Genomic DNA, 18,501 nt, shown 5'->3' on the forward strand with positions numbered 1-18,501 from the left:
GTGTCACTTTCGCTTTGGCAGCAGTGTCTTGCCCGATTGCAGGATGAGTTACCTGCCACAGAATTTAGTATGTGGATACGCCCCTTGCAGGCGGAACTGAGTGACAACACCCTGGCGCTGTATGCGCCCAATCGTTTCGTGCTGGACTGGGTACGAGATAAATACTTAAACAATATCAACGGACTGCTGAACGATTTCTGCGGTACGGACGCCCCTTTGCTGCGTTTTGAAGTCGGCAGCAAGCCCATCAGCCAAACCGTCAGCGAAGCGGTGGCCGAAAGCCGCAGCGCCCCTGCGGCGCCGGTGGCGCGTACGGCTGCGCCTTCACGGCCGAGCTGGGACAACGCGGCCCCGCAGCCGGAGCTGTCCTATCGCTCTAACGTCAATCCCAAGCACACGTTTGATAACTTCGTTGAAGGTAAGTCGAACCAGCTGGCGCGCGCGGCGGCGCGTCAGGTGGCGGACAACCCGGGCGGCGCCTATAACCCGCTGTTCCTGTACGGCGGCACCGGTCTGGGTAAAACTCACCTGCTGCACGCGGTGGGCAACGGCATTATGGCGCGCAAGGCCAATGCCAAAGTGGTCTATATGCACTCGGAGCGTTTTGTGCAGGACATGGTCAAAGCCCTGCAGAACAACGCGATCGAAGAGTTTAAGCGTTACTACCGCTCGGTTGACGCGCTGCTGATCGATGATATTCAATTTTTTGCCAATAAAGAGCGTTCGCAGGAAGAGTTCTTCCATACTTTTAATGCGCTGCTGGAAGGCAATCAACAGATTATCCTGACGTCGGACCGCTATCCGAAAGAGATCAACGGCGTGGAAGACCGCCTGAAGTCCCGCTTCGGCTGGGGTCTGACGGTGGCGATCGAACCGCCGGAGCTGGAAACGCGCGTCGCGATCCTGATGAAAAAGGCCGACGAGAACGACATTCGCCTGCCGGGCGAAGTGGCGTTTTTCATCGCCAAGCGCCTGCGTTCCAACGTGCGTGAGCTGGAAGGCGCGCTGAACCGCGTGATCGCTAACGCCAACTTTACCGGCCGCGCCATTACCATCGATTTCGTGCGTGAAGCGCTGCGCGATCTGCTGGCGCTGCAGGAAAAACTGGTCACCATCGACAACATTCAAAAGACGGTGGCGGAATACTATAAGATTAAAGTCGCGGATCTGCTGTCTAAACGGCGTTCGCGCTCCGTCGCCCGTCCGCGCCAAATGGCGATGGCGCTGGCGAAAGAGCTCACCAACCACAGCCTGCCAGAAATCGGCGATGCGTTTGGTGGCCGCGACCATACCACGGTGTTGCACGCCTGCCGGAAGATTGAGCAGTTGCGTGAGGAAAGTCACGACATCAAAGAAGATTTCTCCAACTTAATCAGAACATTATCTTCGTAGCGCTATGAAATTTATCGTCGAACGTGAGCATCTGCTAAAACCGTTGCAACAGGTGAGCAGCCCGCTGGGCGGCCGCCCAACGCTGCCGATTCTGGGTAACCTGCTGCTGCAGGTGACGGAAGGTTCCCTGTTGCTGACCGGTACCGATCTGGAGATGGAGATGGTGGCGCGCGTCGCCCTGTCCCAACCCCATGAGGCGGGCGCGACTACCGTCCCCGCGCGCAAATTCTTTGATATCTGCCGTGGTCTGCCGGAAGGCGCCGAGATCGCCGTGACCCTGGAAGGGGAGCGGATGCTGGTGCGCTCCGGGCGCAGCCGCTTCTCGCTGTCCACCCTGCCGGCGGCGGATTTCCCTAACCTGGACGACTGGCAAAGCGAGGTGGAGTTCACCCTGCCGCAGGCGACGCTCAAGCGGCTGATCGAAGCGACCCAGTTCTCCATGGCTCACCAGGACGTGCGCTATTACCTGAACGGCATGCTGTTTGAAACCGAGGGCGCGGAGCTGCGCACCGTGGCGACCGACGGCCACCGGCTGGCGGTCTGCGCGATGCCTATCGAGCAGCAGCTGCCGCTGCATTCGGTGATCGTGCCGCGTAAAGGGGTGATGGAGCTGGTGCGCCTGCTGGACGGCGGCGATACGCCGCTGCAGCTGCAGATCGGCAGCAACAATATCCGCGCCCACGTCGGCGACTTTATCTTCACTTCCAAGCTGGTTGACGGCCGTTTCCCGGATTATCGCCGCGTATTGCCGAAGAATCCGGATAAAACGCTGGAGGCCGGCTGCGATCTGCTGAAGCAGGCGTTCGCCCGGGCGGCCATCTTGTCGAACGAGAAGTTCCGCGGCGTGCGGCTGTATGTCAGCCATAACCAGCTGAAGATCACCGCCAATAACCCGGAACAGGAAGAAGCGGAAGAGATCCTCGACGTGGCGTATGAAGGCACCGAGATGGAGATCGGCTTCAACGTCAGCTACGTGCTGGACGTACTGAACGCGCTCAAGTGCGAAGAGGTGCGCCTGCTGCTGACCGACTCGGTATCCAGCGTGCAGATTGAAGACGCGGCGAGCCAGGCGGCGGCCTACGTTGTCATGCCAATGCGGTTGTGATCGACATCCGGGCTATCTTGCTTGCCATTTTACGTTTGGGCAGTGCTCGCAATCCTCACGTACTCGACGTACGCTCCGGTTGCTGCGCGCTGTCCGCACGTAAACTGCCTGCGCCGATAACGCCCTCACATTGAGCGTCATTTCCCGGTGATAGAATAGGCATGGCATTAACGCGTTTACTGATTAAAGATTTCCGCAATATTGAAGCGGCGGATCTGGCGCCGGCGCCGGGGTTTAATTTCCTGGTTGGCGCCAACGGCAGCGGCAAAACCAGCGTGCTGGAGGCGGTATACACCCTTGGCCACGGGCGTGCGTTTCGCAGCCTGCAGGCCGGACGGGTTATCCGCCACGAGCAATCGGAGTTTGTGCTGCACGGCCGCATAGACAACGGCGCGGAGCGTGAACTGTCGGTCGGGCTGAGCAAAAGCCGCCAGGGCGACAGCAAAGTGCGCATCGACGGCAGCGACGGCCACAAAGTGGCGGAACTAGCCCAGCTGTTGCCGATGCAGCTGATCACGCCGGAAGGTTTTACCCTGCTGAACGGCGGGCCGAAGTACCGGCGCGCTTTCCTTGACTGGGGCTGTTTCCATAACGAACCCGGTTTTTTCACCGCCTGGAGCAACCTGAAGCGGTTGCTGAAGCAGCGCAATGCCGCGCTGCGCCAGGTGAGCCGCTATGCGCAGATTCGCGCCTGGGATCAGGAACTGATCCCGCTGGCCGAGCGCATCAGCGAATGGCGGGCGGCTTACAGCGACGCAATCGCCGCGGATATCACCGCGACCTGCGCGCAGTTTCTGCCCGAGTTCGCCCTCAGTTTTTCGTTTCAACGCGGTTGGGACAAAGAAAGCAGCTATGGCGAACTGCTGGAGCGTCAGTTTGAACGCGACAGAGCATTGACCTATACCGCGTCGGGGCCGCATAAGGCGGATTTCCGCATTCGCGCCGACGGTACGCCGGTAGAGGATTTACTATCGCGCGGTCAGCTGAAACTGCTGATGTGCGCGTTGCGCTTGGCGCAGGGTGAGTTTCTCACCCGGCAGAGCGGGCGGCGTTGCCTGTATCTGATTGATGATTTTGCCTCCGAGCTGGACACCGGCCGTCGCCGGTTGCTGGCCGATCGCCTGAAAGCCACCCAGGCCCAGGTTTTTGTCAGCGCGGTGAGCGCTGAACAAGTAATCGACATGGCCGGTGAAAAGGGCAAGATGTTCCGCGTGGAACAAGGTAAAATAGAGGTTCAACCACAGGACTAAAATGAGCGAGAAACGTTGATGTCGAATTCTTATGACTCCTCAAGTATCAAGGTATTAAAAGGGCTGGATGCGGTGCGTAAGCGCCCGGGCATGTATATCGGCGATACCGATGACGGCACCGGTCTGCACCACATGGTATTCGAGGTTGTGGACAACGCTATCGACGAAGCACTCGCTGGCCACTGTAGTGATATTCAGGTCACCATCCATGCCGACAACTCCGTGTCGGTGCAGGATGACGGCCGTGGCATTCCGACCGGGATCCACCCGGAGGAAGGCGTTTCCGCCGCGCAGGTCATCATGACCGTACTGCACGCCGGCGGTAAGTTCGACGATAACTCTTACAAGGTTTCCGGCGGCCTGCACGGCGTGGGCGTCTCGGTGGTTAACGCCCTGTCCGAGAAGCTGGAGCTGACTATCCGCCGCGATGGACAGGTGCACGAGCAAACCTACAGCCACGGCGAGCCGCAGGCGCCGCTGACCGTGGTCGGCGAGACCGAGCAGACCGGCACCATGGTGCGCTTCTGGCCGAGCCATCAGACCTTCACCAACGTGGTGGAGTTCGAGTACGACATCCTGGCGAAACGCCTGCGCGAACTGTCGTTCCTGAACTCCGGCGTTTCCATCCGTCTGAAAGACAAGCGCAGCGACAAAGAAGACCACTTCCACTATGAAGGCGGCATCAAGGCGTTTGTCGAGTACCTGAACAAGAACAAAACCCCGATCCACCCGAACGTGTTCTATTTCTCCACCGTGAAAGACGATATCGGGGTGGAAGTGGCGCTGCAGTGGAACGATGGTTTCCAGGAAAACATCTACTGCTTCACCAACAACATTCCGCAGCGCGACGGCGGCACCCACCTGGCGGGCTTCCGTGCGGCGATGACCCGTACGCTGAACGCCTATATGGACAAAGAAGGCTACAGCAAGAAGGCGAAGGTCAGCGCCACCGGCGACGATGCGCGTGAAGGCCTGATCGCCGTGGTTTCCGTGAAGGTGCCGGATCCGAAGTTCTCCTCCCAGACCAAAGACAAACTGGTCTCCTCCGAGGTGAAATCGGCGGTGGAACAGCAGATGAACGAACTGCTGAGCGAATACCTGCTGGAAAACCCGTCCGATGCGAAGATCGTCGTAGGTAAAATCATCGACGCGGCGCGCGCACGTGAAGCGGCGCGCAAGGCGCGTGAGATGACGCGTCGTAAAGGGGCGCTGGATCTGGCAGGCCTGCCGGGCAAGCTGGCGGACTGCCAGGAACGCGACCCGGCGCTGTCCGAACTGTACCTGGTGGAAGGGGACTCCGCGGGCGGCTCTGCCAAGCAGGGGCGTAACCGCAAGAACCAGGCGATTTTGCCGCTGAAAGGTAAAATCCTCAACGTGGAGAAAGCGCGTTTCGACAAGATGCTCTCTTCGCAGGAGGTGGCCACCCTGATCACCGCACTGGGCTGCGGCATCGGCCGCGACGAGTACAACCCGGACAAACTGCGTTACCACAGCATCATCATCATGACCGATGCCGACGTCGACGGCTCGCACATCCGTACGCTGCTGTTGACCTTCTTCTACCGTCAGATGCCGGAAATCATTGAGCGCGGCCACGTGTTCATTGCCCAGCCGCCGCTGTACAAAGTGAAGAAAGGCAAGCAGGAGCAGTACATCAAAGATGATGACGCGATGGACCAGTACCAAATCGCCATCGCGCTGGACGGCGCCACCCTGCACACTAACCCTGATGCGCCGGCGCTGTCGGGCGAAGCACTGGAAAAACTGGTGTCCGAGCACAACAGCGTGCAGAAGCTGATTGCGCGTATGGAGCGCCGCTACCCGCGCGCGCTGCTGAACAACCTGATCTACCAGCCGACGCTGGCGGAAGAGGACCTTGGCGACCGTGCGAAAGTGCAAGGCTGGATCGAAGCGCTGGCTAACCTGCTGAACGAAAAAGAGCAGCACGGCAGCAGCTACAGCTTTGAAATCTATGAAAACCGCGAACGTCAGCTGTTCGAGCCGGCGCTGCGCATCCGTACCCACGGCGTGGATACCGACTATCTGCTGGACTTCGACTTCATCCACGGCGGCGAATACCGCAAGATTTGCCAGCTGGGCGAGAAGCTGCGCGGCCTGATCGAAGAGGGCGCGTTTATCGAACGCGGCGAGCGTCGTCAGCCGGTCGACAGCTTCGAAAAAGCGCTGGAGTGGCTGGTGAAAGAGTCACGCCGCGGCCTGGCGGTTCAGCGCTATAAAGGTCTGGGCGAGATGAACGCCGAGCAGCTGTGGGAAACCACCATGGATCCGGAAAACCGCCGCATGCTGCGCGTCAGCGTCAAAGATGCGATCGCGGCGGACCAGTTGTTCACCACCCTGATGGGGGATGCGGTTGAACCTCGTCGCGCCTTTATCGAAGAGAACGCCCTGAAAGCGGCGAACATCGATATCTAAGCGTCGACAGCACGATAAAATCCGCGCCGGGCAACCTGCGCGGATTTTTTTTCGGCTTTTTTCACGCTGACAAGCCAGGCTGAAACGCGTTAGCATGACAAAAAACAGTGGGAGACTGCGCATGGCTATTGAACTGATTGCAATTGATATGGACGGCACGCTGCTCAATCCGCAGCACCAGATTACGCCGGCGGTAAAGCAGGCGATCGAGGCCGCGCGCCGCCAGGGAGTGCACGTGGTGCTGGCGACCGGGCGGCCTTACGTTGGCGTGCAGGACTATTTGCGTCAGCTGGATATTCAGGGAGCTAACGATTACTGCATTACCTATAATGGTGCGTTGGTGCTGCAGGCGGTCGACGGCGCCTGCGTCCTGCAGGAAACGCTGGGTTTTGAGGACTATCTATACTTCGAACAGCTGGCGCGCGAGCTGGGCGTCCACTTCCACGCGTTTGATTTCGACACGTTGTACACCCCGAATAAAGACATCGGCAAATATACCGTGCATGAGGCTTCTCTGACCGGTATCCCGCTGAAATACCGCAGCGTGGAAGAGATGGATCGCCAGATGCGTTTCCCGAAAGTGATGATGATCGATGAGCCGGCGCTGCTCGACGCGGCGATTGCGCGCATTCCCGCCGAAGCGCAGGCGCGCTATACGCTGCTGAAAAGCTCGCCGTACTATCTGGAGATTCTGCATAAGCAGGTGGATAAAGGCGCCGGGGTGAAAATGCTGGCCGAACATCTGGGCATCGCGCAGGCAAACGTGATGACATTGGGCGATCAGGCCAACGATACCGCGATGATCGAGTATGCCGGCGTCGGCGTGGCGATGGGCAATGCGATTGACGAACTGAAAGCGGTGGCGCAGTTTGTCACCAGCAGCAACGCCGAGGACGGTGTGGCGCGGGCGATCGAGAAGTTTGTACTCAATGCCTGACCAATCAGGGGCGCCGCGGCGCCCTTTACACGGCGGCTAACACCCCTTTCGCAATTTGCAGGTCCTGAATCGCCAGCCCGGTGAGATCGGCTACCGTGATCTGCTCCCGGCCGCTGCGGACTTTTCCACCCTGCGCCAACGCGGCGCCAAATTCGACGATCGGCGTCGATGTCAGCATATTTTGCCGGTAAGCCGCCGCTATTTCGCCATATTCCGCACACTGCGCCAGCGCATCAACCAACAGAATATCTGCCTTGGCCGTCAGCGCGGTCGCCAGCTCCTGTTTGCCGTCCGCGTCGGCGCCGACCGCGGTGATATGGGTGCCGGGGCGGATATCCGCCGCCTGCAAAATTGGCTCACGGCTTGGCGTGGTGGTGACGATCAGCCGGCAGTGTGTCGCCAGCTCTGCCGCATCCTGCGTAGTGCGCACCCGGAAGCCCTCGGCTTCGGCATCGTGGCGATAAGCCTCCAGCGCCTGCTGATTCCGGCCCCATACCCATAGGTCGCGGCAGTCGGTAACCGGCTTCAGATATTGCAGCTGCAGCCTTGCCTGCAAACCGGTGCCGAGGATGCCGATCGCCTGAATATCCGGCGGTGCGCAGAGTTCGGCGGCGATGCGTCCGGCCAGCGCGGTGCGCAACGCCGTCAGCCACCCCTCATCCAGCAGCAGCGCCTGCGGTTCACCGGTCAGGGCGGAAAATGCCATCATCAGCCCCTGGTTGCTGGGCAACCCGCGTTCAGCGTTGCGGTAGAAGCCGGTGGACACTTTGACGACGAATAACTCATCCCCCTCCAACCAGGCCGATTTGATACAGCCATCACCGGCCGCCTGTTCAAACAGGAAGTGCTGTACCGGCGGTTGCTGAACCCGGCGCTGCGAATAGGCGATAAAGCCCTGCTTCAGCAGCGCCGTGACGGCATCGGCATCGAAAGCGGCCAGGATTTGCTGCCGGTCAAGGATGCGCATGGTCGATGGCCTTCAGGTATTTCTCCAGCACGATATTTTTGCCGCACAGCACTACCGCGACCTTTTTCCCCTGCAGTTCCGGCGCCAGCTTTATGGCGGCGGCCAGCGCCACGCCGGCCGCACCTTCGATAATCCAGCGCTCGCTGGCGGCCAGGGCGCGCATTGCCCGGCGGATTTCCGCTTCGCTGACCAGCACGCGCCGATCGATCAGGCGCTGGCACAGCGGGAAGGTGATAGCATCAGGTTCGACGCCGCCGGCGGTGCCGTCAGACAGGGTCTCCTGCTCCTCGACCGGGTGGATATGGCCGGCCTCCAGCGCGCTGTACATGCTGGTGGCGTTCTCCGGCCAGCAGCCAATCAGCCGGGTTTTCGGCGACAAATGCTGCAGTACGCTGCCGATGCCTGCAATATACCCGCCGCCGCCGACCGCCACGAATACCGCATCCAGATCGCTAAGCTGTTCGGCCAGCTCCATGCCGCAGGTGCCCTGACCGGCGATCACCTGTTCATCGTTATACGGGGAAATATACACCTTGCCCTGTTCGGCGGCGGCGCGCTCTCCGGCGATTTCCGCCTGCAGTGCATCGCCGGGCACCAGCGTCACATCGGCGCCGAGCGCGCGGATGGCGTCCAGTTTGACCGAGGCGGCGTTCTCCGGCGCATAAACCGTCACGCCGATACCCATCAGTTTACCCGCCTGCGCAATGGCCAGGCCGTGGTTGCCGCTGGAGGCGGCGATCACGCCGTTGCGGCGCTGGGCGTCGCTCAGCAGGCGCAGCTTGTTGCTGGCGCCGCGAAACTTGAAGGAGCCGGTTTGCTGCAAATGGTCGCACTTTAGCCACAGTTCACAGCCTAATTGCTGTGAAAGCAGGATGCTGTGCTCCAGCGGCGTGACGCGTACCTGTGGCCGCAACTGCCGGTGCGCGTCCTCAATGGCGGCGAATAAATCTGTCATACCGACTCCTTAATATTTTTCAGGTAGTTGTAAACCGTGGCGCGGCCGATACCGAGGATTTTCGCGACATAGCCGGCGGCATTTTTTCCCCGGAAGGCGCCCTGGTGATACAGCGCTTCCACCAGCGCCCGTCTGGCGGGGCCGCCCAGCGTCGACAGCGTTTGCTGATGCTGCTGCAGCCACTGGTGAATAAAGGTATTGATGCGTTCCTGCCAGTCGTCCTGGAACAGCACGGCGGGCTGTGGCTGGAGCGTGCTGCCGGACAGGAAAGTCTCCAGCGCCGCTTTGGCGCTGCTGAGCACCGTAATATCCAGATTGATGCACATCAGGCCGATCGGGCGCTGGTTGTCGTCACGCAGCACTGCGCTGATAGAGCGCATTTGGCCGCCGTCCCAGTTGTGCTTCTGATAGGGGCCGAGCACCTGCAGATCCAGGTTGTCCTGCAGGTCGTTCAGGTTGGAATCTTCGCCCAGTTCACGCTGCGAACGGTTATTGGCGATATACACCAGCTTCTGACTGGCCAGATCGTGGATCGCTACTTCGGCATAGGGGGTAAACAGCAGCGCGATGGCATCGGCGATGGCGTGATAGCGGTTCAACATGGGCGGAGGCATTCCGAATAGACTTAAAAGTCTACATTGTACTTTTTATTCCAATTTGTAAAACAAAATTGATGTCAGGTGATTGCCGTGTTTGTTTTGTGACCCAGATTGTAGTACGAGATTTATTAATGGTACTACAATCATGGGGTAGGTAACGGTGAGTCAATAAAGATTGTGCTGCAATCACAGGTATTACCAACGCTGGCGGAGTAAAGTTAAAGCCTGTCCAGCAGGTGAACACAGTGGGGAAACCATGAAGCAGCAGATCGGTAAAACTGACCGCATCATTATTGAGATTGGCCGGCAGATCGTCGGCGGTAAGTATGTTCCTGGTGCAGCGCTGCCGTCAGAAGCGGAGCTGTGTGAAGAGTTTGCTACTTCGCGCAATATCATCCGCGAAGTGTTACGGGCGTTAATGGCCAAACGGCTGGTGGAGATGAAGCGATACCGCGGTGCCTTCGTCACCCTGCGTAATCAGTGGAACTATCTGGATACCGATGTCCTGAACTGGGCGCTGGAGCAGGATTATGATCCGCGCCTGATTGTGGCAATGAGCGAGGTACGCAACCTGGTGGAGCCGACCATCGCCCGCTGGGCGGCGGAGCGTGCCACGTCCAGCGAGTTGGCGGTGATAGAGGCGGCATTGAACGACATGCTCGCCCATCACCAGCAGCGCGAGTTGTTTAATGAGGCGGATATTCGCTACCACGAAGCGGTGTTGGCGTCGGTGCATAACCCGGTATTGCAACAGCTCAGTGTGGCGATAAGTTCACTGCAGCGCGCAGTGTTTGAGCGTACTTATATGCCGGATGAGGACAATATGCCGCGCACGCTGCGTGAGCATCAGGATTTGTATGACGCGATACGTCATCAGGATGCGGATGCGGCAGAGCGCGCTGCGCTGACGATGATCGCCAGTTCGACAAAAAGGTTAAAGGACATGCTATGAGTGACAGCTTTATCGCGATTGACTGGGGTTCCACCAACTTGCGCGCCTGGCGTTATGAACGGGGCGTATGCGTCGACAGCGTGCAGTCCGAAGCCGGAGTCACCCGCCTCGGTGAGCGTTTGCCGCAGCAGGTATTTGGCGAGCTGATGGCCCGTTGGGCGGAGCCGCTGCCGGTGGTGATGGCGGGGATGATTGGCAGCAATGCCGGCTGGATTCAGGCGCCGTATTTGTCTTGTCCGACCCGCCTGACCGGCATCGCCGCCCAGTTGACCACGATAGAGCAAGCCGCGCCGTATCACGCCTGGATTATCCCGGGGATATGCGTTGCTAACGAAGATAACTGTAATGTGATGCGCGGCGAGGAAACACAGCTGGTCGGCGCCTATGCCGCGCGGCCGTCGCCGCTGTACGTCATGCCGGGTACTCACAGCAAATGGGTGCGGATGGACGGGGATGCGCTGGTGGATTTTCGCACCGTGATGACCGGCGAACTGCACCATTTACTGCTGGCCCATTCACTGGTTGGCGCCGGCCTGGGCGAACAGCTGAGTGATGAACGGGCGTTTGAACGCGGGTTGGCGATAGGGCTGAGCGAACGGCATATCGTCCGTCGGCTGTTTGAAACCCGCGCTGCCCATTTGCTTGGCAAGTTGGAAAAGAGCGCGGTCAGCGACTGGTTGTCCGGCCTGCTGATCGGCAATGAAGTGGCGCAGATGCAGCAGGAATTTGCGTTACCGGCGCAGGATGCGTTAACGGTAATCGGCAACCCAAAACTGACGGCGCGTTATGCCCGGGCGCTGAGCATGGCTGGCATGGCTCACAGCGTATTGGATGGCGATGACGTTTTTCAATTAGGCATCAGGAGCATAGTCAATGAGTTGGAATACTAAATTGCCGTTGATCGCTATTCTGCGCGGCATCACGCGGCCGGAGGCAGGTGAACATATAGAGGCGCTGCTGGCAGCGGGTTTTGATGCGATAGAAATCCCGCTGAACTCGCCGGAGTGGGAGGAGAGCATCGGTGATGCGGCGCAGCGTTTTGGCGATCGCGCGTTGATTGGCGCCGGCACGGTATTGCAGACGCAGCAGGTAGAACGCCTGGCGACACTGGGCAGCCGGCTGGTGGTGACGCCCAATACGCAACCGGCGGTTATCAGCCGTGCGGTTGCGCTGGGCATGACGGTGTGCGCCGGCTGTGCGACGGCGACCGAAGCATTCAACGCGCTGGACGCCGGTGCGCAAGCGTTGAAAATTTTTCCGTCCATGTCGTTCGGCCCGTCTTATATCAAAGCGCTGAAGGCCGTATTGCCGCCGCAGGTGCCGGTCTTCGCCGTTGGCGGCATCACGCCGGAAAACGTGCACCAGTATTTGGCCGCAGGTTGTGTTGGCGCAGGATTAGGCAGCGATTTATATCGCGCCGGTCAGCCGCCGGAACGTACCGCGCAGCGGGCCGCTGCTTTTGTCCAAGCCTATAAGGAAGCCACATCATGAAAATCACCAAACTGACCACCTATCGGCTGCCACCGCGCTGGATGTTCCTGAAAGTAGAAACCGATGAAGGCATTATCGGCTGGGGCGAGCCGGTAATTGAAGGACGGGCGCGCAGCGTTGAAGCCGCAGTGCATGAGCTGTCCGAATACGTGGTTGGGCAGGATCCGGCACGCATCAATGATATTTGGCAAACGCTGTATCGCGGGGGTTTTTATCGCGGCGGGCCGGTGCTGATGAGCGCGATCGCCGGCATCGACCAGGCATTGTGGGATATCAAAGGCAAAGCGCTGGGGGTGCCGGTGTACCAGCTGTTAGGGGGGTTGGTGCGCGATAAAATCAAAGCGTATAGCTGGGTCGGTGGCGATCGGCCGGCAGAGGTGATCGCCGGCATAGAAAAACTGACGCAGATTGGCTTCGACACTTTCAAGCTGAACGGCTGCGAAGAGATGGGCATCATTGATAGCTCGCGCAAAATCGATGCCGCGGTGGCGGTGGTGGCGCAGATTCGCGAAGCGTTTGGCAACAAGATTGAGTTTGGCCTCGATTTTCACGGCCGTGTCGCTGCGCCTATGGCGAAGGTCTTAATTAAAGAGCTGGAGCCTTACCGTCCGCTGTTTATTGAAGAGCCGGTATTGGCGGAGCAGGCCGAATATTACCCGCGTCTGGCGGCGCAAACCCATATTCCTATCGCCGCGGGGGAGCGTATGTATTCACGCTTTGATTTTAAACGCATCCTGGCTGATGGCGGCCTAGCGATCGTGCAGCCGGATCTTTCACATGCGGGCGGCATCACCGAATGTTTTAAGATTGCGGCGATGGCGGAATCTTACGACGTATCGTTAGCGCCGCACTGTCCGCTGGGGCCGATCGCGCTGGCTTCTTGCCTGCACGTTGACTTTGTGGCGCGCAACGCGGTGTTCCAGGAACAGAGTATGGGGATTCACTATAACCAGGGGGCGGAACTGTTGGATTACGTGCTTAACAAGGATGATTTCGCCATGGACGACGGCCATTTCTATCCGCCGTGTAAACCAGGGTTAGGGGTTGAGGTGAACGAAGAGCTGGTGGTTGAACGCAGCAAACCGGCTGCCGACTGGCGCAATCCGATCTGGCGCCATGCCGATGGTGCTGTTGCTGAATGGTAAGCGTGCGTTAGTCAAAATAATCAAACCTAATAGGAAAGTATATATATTAAACAGCGCCCGGCTGAGGGGTTTTCCTGGCCGGGTGCACACCTGCAAATAGATAGCTCGGGGGTAAGTGATGAATAACGATCTGTACTCCTCAACCATCAATAAAATGAATGTCAGGATCATTCCTTTTATTATGGTTCTGTATTTAATTGCTTATATCGATCGATCTAATATTTCGGTGGCGGCGTTACAGATGAATGCCGATTTGGCCATGACGGCCGAAATGTACGGTATTGCCGCCGGTATATTTTATATTTCCTATATTATATTTGAAGTTCCGAGCAATGTTATCCTGACCCGTGTTGGCGCAAAACTCTGGATTGCGCGGATTATGGTCACCTGGGGCGTTATCGCGGCCGGCATGAGCCTGGTGCAAACGCCGATGCAGCTGTACATCATGCGTTTCCTGCTGGGCGTCGCCGAAGCCGGCTTTACTCCCGGCATTATTTATTATCTCTCCTGTTGGTATCCGCGCAGCGAGCGTGCACGCGCTATGTCCCTGTTTTATATCGGCGCGGCGCTGGCTTCGGTGATCGGTTTGCCCCTTTCCGGCTCTATTCTCAATCTGCACGGTTTTTTCGGTATTGAAGGCTGGCGTTGGTTATTCCTGTTGGAAGGCATCCCGGCGTTTATGCTGGGGATCGTGGTGTATTTCTATCTGGATGATGCGCCGGAAAAAGCGCGTTGGCTAACTACGGCACAGCGTAGCTGGCTGAGTGAGCAACTGGCCAGTGAAAATGCGCAGACGGCGATCGGTCATCATCATGACTGGCGCACAGCGTTGAAAACCCGGCGCGTCTGGGTGCTGAGCCTGTTATGGCTGCTGCAGGCGTTCGGCACCATTGGCATAACCCTGTTTCTCCCGCTGATCGTGAAAGGTGTGGCGGCGCAGCAGAGCAATTTTATGGTCAGTGTGCTGTCCGCCGTCCCGTTTCTGTTCGCCTGTATTTTTATGTATGTGAATGGCCGCCATTCCGATCTGACCAAGGAGCGCGCCTGGCATCTCGGTTTGCCACTGATGGTCGCTGGTGCGCTGCTGTTGCTGGCGATCTACAGCCAGAATCTGCTGCTGGCGTACGTGTTGCTGGTATTGACCGTTGGCCTTAACTGGGCCATTACGCCTATTTTCTGGGCGGTGACTACCGAAACCGTCGTGGGTGCTGCCGGCGCCGCCTCTATTGCGTTGATTAATGCCGTAGCGAATATTGCCGGCCTGATTTTCCCTCCGGTAATGGGAAGAATAAAAGATGTGACCGATAGCTATAACAGTGCGCTGATTATTGTCGCTCTGGCATTAATTATTGGTGGTGCCATCGGTTTGAAAATTGGCCGGAAAAACATGTCATCCGTTGCTAAAAAAGAAACCAGTATTTCCTCTCGTTACTAGTATTTATCCGGCGAAATCGTACCCTACACACGTATTTCGCCATTATTAAAATCCGAAAAATAACGGAATACGATAATGGAAATGACATTAACCGCAACACCAAAAACCAAGCGTCGCTACCTGACATTATTAATGATATTTGTCACCGTGGTGATTTGTTATGTCGATCGCGCCAATTTAGCGGTGGCGTCGGCGCATATTCAGCAGGAGTTTGGCATCAACAAGGCGCAGATGGGCTATATCTTTTCTGCCTTTGCCTGGACGTACACGCTGTGCCAAATCCCCGGCGGCTGGTTCCTCGATCGCTTAGGTTCCAAACTGACCTACTTTATCGCCATTATGGGCTGGTCGATTGCGACATTGCTGCAGGGGTTCGCCAACGGGTTAAGCGCGTTGATCGGCTTACGGGCGGTCACCGGGCTGTTTGAAGCGCCGGCATTTCCGACGAACAACCGTATTGTGACCAGCTGGTTCCCGGAACAGGAACGTGCATCGGCCGTCGGTTTTTATACTTCCGGCCAGTTTGTCGGTCTGGCGTTTTTAACGCCGCTGTTGATTTGGGTGCAGGAGCTGCTGAGCTGGCACTGGGTGTTTATTATCACCGGAGGCGTCGGCATCGTCTGGGCGCTGATTTGGCACTTCGCGTATCAGTCGCCGCGGAAAAGCAAAGGCGTGAATGAAGCGGAGCTGGCGTATATCCAGGCCGGCGGCGGCATGGTGGACGGCGATGTTCCCGATGAGAAAAAGGCGCGTGTCGCCCTGACAGCGGCGGACTGGAAGTTGGTGTTCCACCGCAAGCTGTTGGGGGTATACATCGGCCAGTTTGCCATTACCTCGACCCTGTGGTTTTTCCTCACCTGGTTCCCTAACTACCTGACGCAAGAAAAACACATTGCTGCGCTGACCGCCGGCTTTATGACCACCGTACCATTTTTGGCGGCATTTTTCGGCGTACTACTGTCAGGATTTGTCGCCGATCGCTTGCTGCGTAGCGGGAAATCGATAGGTTTTGCACGTAAAACGCCGATCATCTGTGGGCTGCTGCTCTCTACCTGCATCATGGGCGCGAACTACACCGACGATCCGTTCTGGATTATGGTGCTGATGGCGCTGGCGTTCTTTGGTAATGGTTTTGCCTCGATAACCTGGTCGCTAGTGTCATCGTTAGCGCCGGTGCGCCTGATTGGCCTGACCGGCGGTTTGTTTAACTTTGTTGGCGGATTAGGCGGAATTACCGTACCGCTGGTAGTCGGCTATCTGGCACAGGACTACGGCTTCGCCCCGTCGCTGATTTATATTTCCGCCGTGGCGCTGATTGGCGCATTGTCCTATTTGTTGCTGGTGGGCGATGTGAAACGGGTGGGGTAATCCGCTAAACTGGCGGCTCAATGCCAGCATGCGCAGGGGAGCCGCCATGAGTCAACGGGACACACAGCTTACGTTCGATCAACGGGGCCATCAGTTAACCAATATCAACGTCTGGACGCCGTGCAGCCAGTGGCTGGCGTATGACGTGCGCCCGAGTGGCGCATCGTTTACCGGGCTGACCATCGAGCGGGTCAACGTAGCCAGCGGCGAAGTGCAGGTGGTGTACCGCGCCGAGCATGGCGCGCACGTCGGCGTGGTGACCGTCAGCCCGGACGCGCCGGCGCGCTATGCGTTTATCCACGGGCCGGAGCACCCGGACAGCCACTGGCATTATGATTTTCATCACCGTCGCGGCGTGATAGTCAGCGAGCCGGACCGCGAACTGGCGGTGACGCTCGACGCGTTGGATATCACCGCCCCCTACACGCCGGGCGCGCTGCGCGGCGGCAGCCATGTTCATGTGTTCAGCCCCGACGGCAGCCGGCTCAGTTTTACCTATAACGATCACGTGATGCATGAGCGCGATCCGGCGCTGGACCTGCGCAACGTCGGCGTCGCGCTGCCGCTGCGCGGCGTTAATCCGCCGAAACAGCATCCGCGTGAATATGACGGCAGCCACTTCTGCGTGCTGGTCAGTCGTACCACGCCGCAGCCGCGTCCGGGAAGCGATGAGATTAACCGGGCGTATGAAGAGGGCTGGGTCGGTAATCACGGCTACCTGAAGCCGGACGGCAGCCGGCAGCGCTGGGCGCTGGCGTTTATCGGCGACACGCTGGCGGAAAACGGTGAAAAACTGCCGGAAGTGTTTATCGTCGACCTGCCGGAAAACGACGCCGACTATGCAAAGGCCGGCGATGAGCCGCTGCAGGGCAGCGAAGGTCGCCTGCCGGCACCGCCGCGCGGCGTGCGACAGCGGCGGCTGACCTTTACCGGCGAACGGCGCAACCCCGGCGTGGCGACAGCGCCGCGCCACTGGCTGCGCAGCGCGCCGGACGGCAGTCAGATCGCTTTTTTGATGAAAGATGATAACGGCGTGGCGCAGCTGTGGACGGTTTCTCCCAACGGCGGGGCGCCGCGGCAGGTGACGCAGGGCAAACATGCGGTGCAGTCGGCGTTTAGCTGGCACCCGCAGGGCGGGCATGTTGCGCTGGTCTGTGATAACAGCGTGATGTTGTGCAATATGGCGACCGGCGCGCTGCGTCGCCTGACGCCGCGTAGCGAGCAGCCGCCCAGCGGCGATGCGGTGGTGTTTTCTCCCGATGGCAAACGGGTGGCGTTTATGCGGGACGTGGCGGGCTTTAGCCAGATATTTATCGTCGAGGTCTAGCAAAGAGGGCGGGTCGGCGTGCGACCCGTATCACGTCAGTGTGTGACGGGGCCTTGTCCCGGGTTGCCGGTAGAGGCCAGATTCTGCTGCTCGCTGCGCAGAATGCGCTCTCTTGGCGAGTCGGCAGTTTTGTCGCTGTCGGCACGCAGGTAGTCGTAAGGCAGCAACACGGTATCCATTACCGCAGAGAAAGGCAGATCCAGCGCCACCAGCGGCTTCATTGCCCAGCCGGTCTCATTGTCTTTCAACATGTTCATACTGGCGCGCGTGCCGGGATAGTAGCCCATATCGGGGCCGCTGTGGCTCATTACGCTGGAGCAACCGCTGGTCGCCAACAGCAGGCAACTGGTCGCCATCAATCTTTTCATCATCATTTCCATCCTGAAGGGTGCTGTTCCCCTGAATTGCTGATTTATCACATCCGGCAGATGCTTTTAAAGGAGCAAAACGCCGCTCTGTGGCGGTTATCTCACTCTTTATTGTATGTGATAAAAAAACTTTCGCTGCCTTCATTGGCAATTTTTTATCTTGGGCGCTTGAAAGGGAAAAAGCAAACCCCATTTAATCTACAAGGCCAAATTAAGAATTCGCCGTCAGGGAATTCCGGTCGTTGCGTCTGTCCATGATGGAAGACCTGTTTTTTAAACCTCGCTAAAGTGCCTTAGGAGGCTATGTTATGCGCAGTTTCGATTTGTCCCCGCTCTACCGTTCCGCAATTGGTTTTGACCGTTTATTTAACGCGCTGGAAGCCGGGCAGAGTCAGGGAAATGGTTATCCTCCCTACAATGTTGAGCTGGTTGACGAGAATCATTATCGCATTGCCATTGCGGTTGCCGGCTTTACCGAGCAAGAACTTGAGATCACCTCGCACGATAATCTGCTGACGGTGCGCGGCGCACACAGCGGCGAGGCGACAGAAAAAACCTATCTGTATCAGGGGATTGCTGAAAGAAACTTCGAGCGTAAATTCCAGCTTGCCGAACATATCCATATTAAAGGCGCCAAACTGGAACATGGTTTGTTGTATATCGATATGCAACGCATCGTGCCGGAAACGTTAAAACCGCGCCGTATCGAAATTAAATGATTGTTATTATTTCCGCTGATTAATTATTTTCAGAGGAAATATCTGATGCCCGCCGAAA

At 58.1% G+C, this 18,501-nt stretch carries 17 protein-coding genes; 13 read left to right on the plus strand and 4 right to left on the minus strand.

Translation table 11 applies throughout. The features are described 5' to 3' along the window. The 5 genes from dnaA (at nt 1) to yidA (ending at nt 7,117) form a co-directional block, all read left to right on the plus strand. A complete protein-coding gene (gene dnaA, locus CLM71_RS00005; RefSeq protein ID WP_105229200.1) occupies nt 1–1,392 on the plus strand; it encodes a chromosomal replication initiator protein DnaA in 1,392 nt (463 codons plus the stop codon). Nucleotides 1,393–1,396: 4 nt separating this feature from the next. After that, nucleotides 1,397–2,497, plus strand: a complete 1,101-nt coding sequence (gene dnaN, locus CLM71_RS00010) for a DNA polymerase III subunit beta (protein ID WP_015344002.1) — start codon at nt 1,397–1,399, stop codon at nt 2,495–2,497. A gap of 161 nt (nt 2,498–2,658) precedes the next feature. After that, the gene (gene recF, locus CLM71_RS00020; RefSeq protein WP_105229201.1) at nt 2,659–3,747 is read left to right on the plus strand and encodes a DNA replication/repair protein RecF; all 1,089 of its coding nucleotides are present in this window, start codon (nt 2,659–2,661) and stop codon (nt 3,745–3,747) included. Nucleotides 3,748–3,765: 18 nt separating this feature from the next. Then, nucleotides 3,766–6,180, plus strand: coding sequence for a DNA topoisomerase (ATP-hydrolyzing) subunit B (gene gyrB / locus CLM71_RS00025; protein WP_105229202.1), 2,415 nt, complete (start codon nt 3,766–3,768; stop codon nt 6,178–6,180). Between the two features lie 121 nt (nt 6,181–6,301). Further along, a complete protein-coding gene (gene yidA, locus CLM71_RS00030) occupies nt 6,302–7,117 on the plus strand; it encodes a sugar-phosphatase (RefSeq protein WP_105229203.1) in 816 nt (271 codons plus the stop codon). 25 nt (nt 7,118–7,142) lie between these two features. Here yidA and CLM71_RS00035 read toward each other — a convergent pair whose 3' ends face one another. The 3 genes from CLM71_RS00035 to CLM71_RS00045 are packed head-to-tail and all read right to left on the minus strand — an operon-like array spanning nt 7,143 to nt 9,641. Continuing rightward, the gene (locus CLM71_RS00035) at nt 7,143–8,084 is read right to left on the minus strand and encodes an ornithine cyclodeaminase family protein (RefSeq protein WP_105229204.1); all 942 of its coding nucleotides are present in this window, start codon (nt 8,082–8,084) and stop codon (nt 7,143–7,145) included. Continuing rightward, on the minus strand, nt 8,071–9,039 hold the full coding sequence (locus tag CLM71_RS00040) for a threonine/serine dehydratase (RefSeq protein ID WP_105229205.1): 969 nt from the start codon (nt 9,037–9,039) through the stop codon (nt 8,071–8,073). The genes CLM71_RS00035 and CLM71_RS00040 overlap by 14 nt, the downstream gene beginning before the upstream one ends. After that, on the minus strand, nt 9,036–9,641 hold the full coding sequence (locus CLM71_RS00045; RefSeq protein WP_105229206.1) for a transcriptional regulator: 606 nt from the start codon (nt 9,639–9,641) through the stop codon (nt 9,036–9,038). The genes CLM71_RS00040 and CLM71_RS00045 overlap by 4 nt, the downstream gene beginning before the upstream one ends. A 253-nt stretch (nt 9,642–9,894) precedes the next feature. On the opposite strand from CLM71_RS00045, the gene dgoR reads away from it, so the two are divergent. The 7 genes from dgoR (at nt 9,895) to CLM71_RS00080 (ending at nt 17,356) form a co-directional block, all read left to right on the plus strand. Further along, the gene (gene dgoR / locus CLM71_RS00050) at nt 9,895–10,590 is read left to right on the plus strand and encodes a D-galactonate utilization transcriptional regulator DgoR (protein WP_105229207.1); all 696 of its coding nucleotides are present in this window, start codon (nt 9,895–9,897) and stop codon (nt 10,588–10,590) included. Beyond that, the gene (locus CLM71_RS00055) at nt 10,587–11,480 is read left to right on the plus strand and encodes a 2-dehydro-3-deoxygalactonokinase (protein WP_105229208.1); all 894 of its coding nucleotides are present in this window, start codon (nt 10,587–10,589) and stop codon (nt 11,478–11,480) included. Before dgoR ends, CLM71_RS00055 begins: the two co-directional genes overlap by 4 nt. Continuing rightward, nucleotides 11,464–12,081, plus strand: a complete 618-nt coding sequence (locus CLM71_RS00060) for a 2-dehydro-3-deoxy-6-phosphogalactonate aldolase (protein WP_105229209.1) — start codon at nt 11,464–11,466, stop codon at nt 12,079–12,081. The genes CLM71_RS00055 and CLM71_RS00060 overlap by 17 nt, the downstream gene beginning before the upstream one ends. After that, nucleotides 12,078–13,226: a galactonate dehydratase gene (dgoD, locus tag CLM71_RS00065; protein WP_105229210.1), complete on the plus strand. Its 1,149-nt coding sequence runs from the start codon at nt 12,078–12,080 to the stop codon at nt 13,224–13,226. Before CLM71_RS00060 ends, dgoD begins: the two co-directional genes overlap by 4 nt. 118 nt (nt 13,227–13,344) lie before the next feature. Beyond that, on the plus strand, nt 13,345–14,661 hold the full coding sequence (locus CLM71_RS00070) for an MFS transporter (protein WP_105229211.1): 1,317 nt from the start codon (nt 13,345–13,347) through the stop codon (nt 14,659–14,661). Between the two features lie 75 nt (nt 14,662–14,736). Continuing rightward, nucleotides 14,737–16,029, plus strand: a complete 1,293-nt coding sequence (locus tag CLM71_RS00075) for an MFS transporter (RefSeq protein WP_105229212.1) — start codon at nt 14,737–14,739, stop codon at nt 16,027–16,029. Between the two features lie 46 nt (nt 16,030–16,075). Beyond that, nucleotides 16,076–17,356 carry a DUF3748 domain-containing protein gene (locus CLM71_RS00080; RefSeq protein ID WP_105229213.1) on the plus strand — a complete coding sequence of 427 codons (1,281 nt, stop codon included), beginning with the start codon at nt 16,076–16,078 and terminating at the stop codon, nt 17,354–17,356. Between the two features lie 35 nt (nt 17,357–17,391). Here the strand turns inward: CLM71_RS00080 and CLM71_RS00085 are convergent, their stop codons facing one another. Then, nucleotides 17,392–17,730: a YceK/YidQ family lipoprotein gene (locus tag CLM71_RS00085; protein WP_105233170.1), complete on the minus strand. Its 339-nt coding sequence runs from the start codon at nt 17,728–17,730 to the stop codon at nt 17,392–17,394. 302 nt (nt 17,731–18,032) lie between these two features. On the opposite strand from CLM71_RS00085, the gene ibpA reads away from it, so the two are divergent. Then, nucleotides 18,033–18,443 carry a small heat shock chaperone IbpA gene (gene ibpA / locus CLM71_RS00090; RefSeq protein ID WP_105229214.1) on the plus strand — a complete coding sequence of 137 codons (411 nt, stop codon included), beginning with the start codon at nt 18,033–18,035 and terminating at the stop codon, nt 18,441–18,443. Nucleotides 18,444–18,501 lie beyond the last annotated feature (58 nt).

Origin of the sequence: Serratia sp. MYb239, assembly GCF_002966855.1 — a bacterium.
Classification (GTDB): domain Bacteria; phylum Pseudomonadota; class Gammaproteobacteria; order Enterobacterales; family Enterobacteriaceae; genus Serratia_B; species Serratia_B rhizosphaerae.

Excerpts from the sequence above, each read along its gene's own strand:
- dgoD (WP_105229210.1), top strand. The coding sequence starts at position 12,078 with ATGAAAATCACCAAACTGACCACCTATCGGCTGCCACCGCGCTGGATG.
- dgoR (WP_105229207.1), top strand. The coding sequence starts at position 9,895 with ATGAAGCAGCAGATCGGTAAAACTGACCGCATCATTATTGAGATTGGC.
- gyrB (WP_105229202.1), top strand. The coding sequence starts at position 3,766 with ATGTCGAATTCTTATGACTCCTCAAGTATCAAGGTATTAAAAGGGCTG.
- CLM71_RS00055 (WP_105229208.1), top strand. The coding sequence starts at position 10,587 with ATGAGTGACAGCTTTATCGCGATTGACTGGGGTTCCACCAACTTGCGC.
- CLM71_RS00060 (WP_105229209.1), top strand. The coding sequence starts at position 11,464 with ATGAGTTGGAATACTAAATTGCCGTTGATCGCTATTCTGCGCGGCATC.
- CLM71_RS00080 (WP_105229213.1), top strand. The coding sequence starts at position 16,076 with ATGAGTCAACGGGACACACAGCTTACGTTCGATCAACGGGGCCATCAG.
- CLM71_RS00040 (WP_105229205.1), bottom strand. The coding sequence starts at position 9,039 with ATGACAGATTTATTCGCCGCCATTGAGGACGCGCACCGGCAGTTGCGG.
- CLM71_RS00045 (WP_105229206.1), bottom strand. The coding sequence starts at position 9,641 with ATGTTGAACCGCTATCACGCCATCGCCGATGCCATCGCGCTGCTGTTT.
- dnaN (WP_015344002.1), top strand. The coding sequence starts at position 1,397 with ATGAAATTTATCGTCGAACGTGAGCATCTGCTAAAACCGTTGCAACAG.
- recF (WP_105229201.1), top strand. The coding sequence starts at position 2,659 with ATGGCATTAACGCGTTTACTGATTAAAGATTTCCGCAATATTGAAGCG.
- CLM71_RS00085 (WP_105233170.1), bottom strand. The coding sequence starts at position 17,730 with ATGATGATGAAAAGATTGATGGCGACCAGTTGCCTGCTGTTGGCGACC.
- CLM71_RS00035 (WP_105229204.1), bottom strand. The coding sequence starts at position 8,084 with ATGCGCATCCTTGACCGGCAGCAAATCCTGGCCGCTTTCGATGCCGAT.
- yidA (WP_105229203.1), top strand. The coding sequence starts at position 6,302 with ATGGCTATTGAACTGATTGCAATTGATATGGACGGCACGCTGCTCAAT.
- CLM71_RS00075 (WP_105229212.1), top strand. The coding sequence starts at position 14,737 with ATGGAAATGACATTAACCGCAACACCAAAAACCAAGCGTCGCTACCTG.
- ibpA (WP_105229214.1), top strand. The coding sequence starts at position 18,033 with ATGCGCAGTTTCGATTTGTCCCCGCTCTACCGTTCCGCAATTGGTTTT.
- CLM71_RS00070 (WP_105229211.1), top strand. The coding sequence starts at position 13,345 with ATGAATAACGATCTGTACTCCTCAACCATCAATAAAATGAATGTCAGG.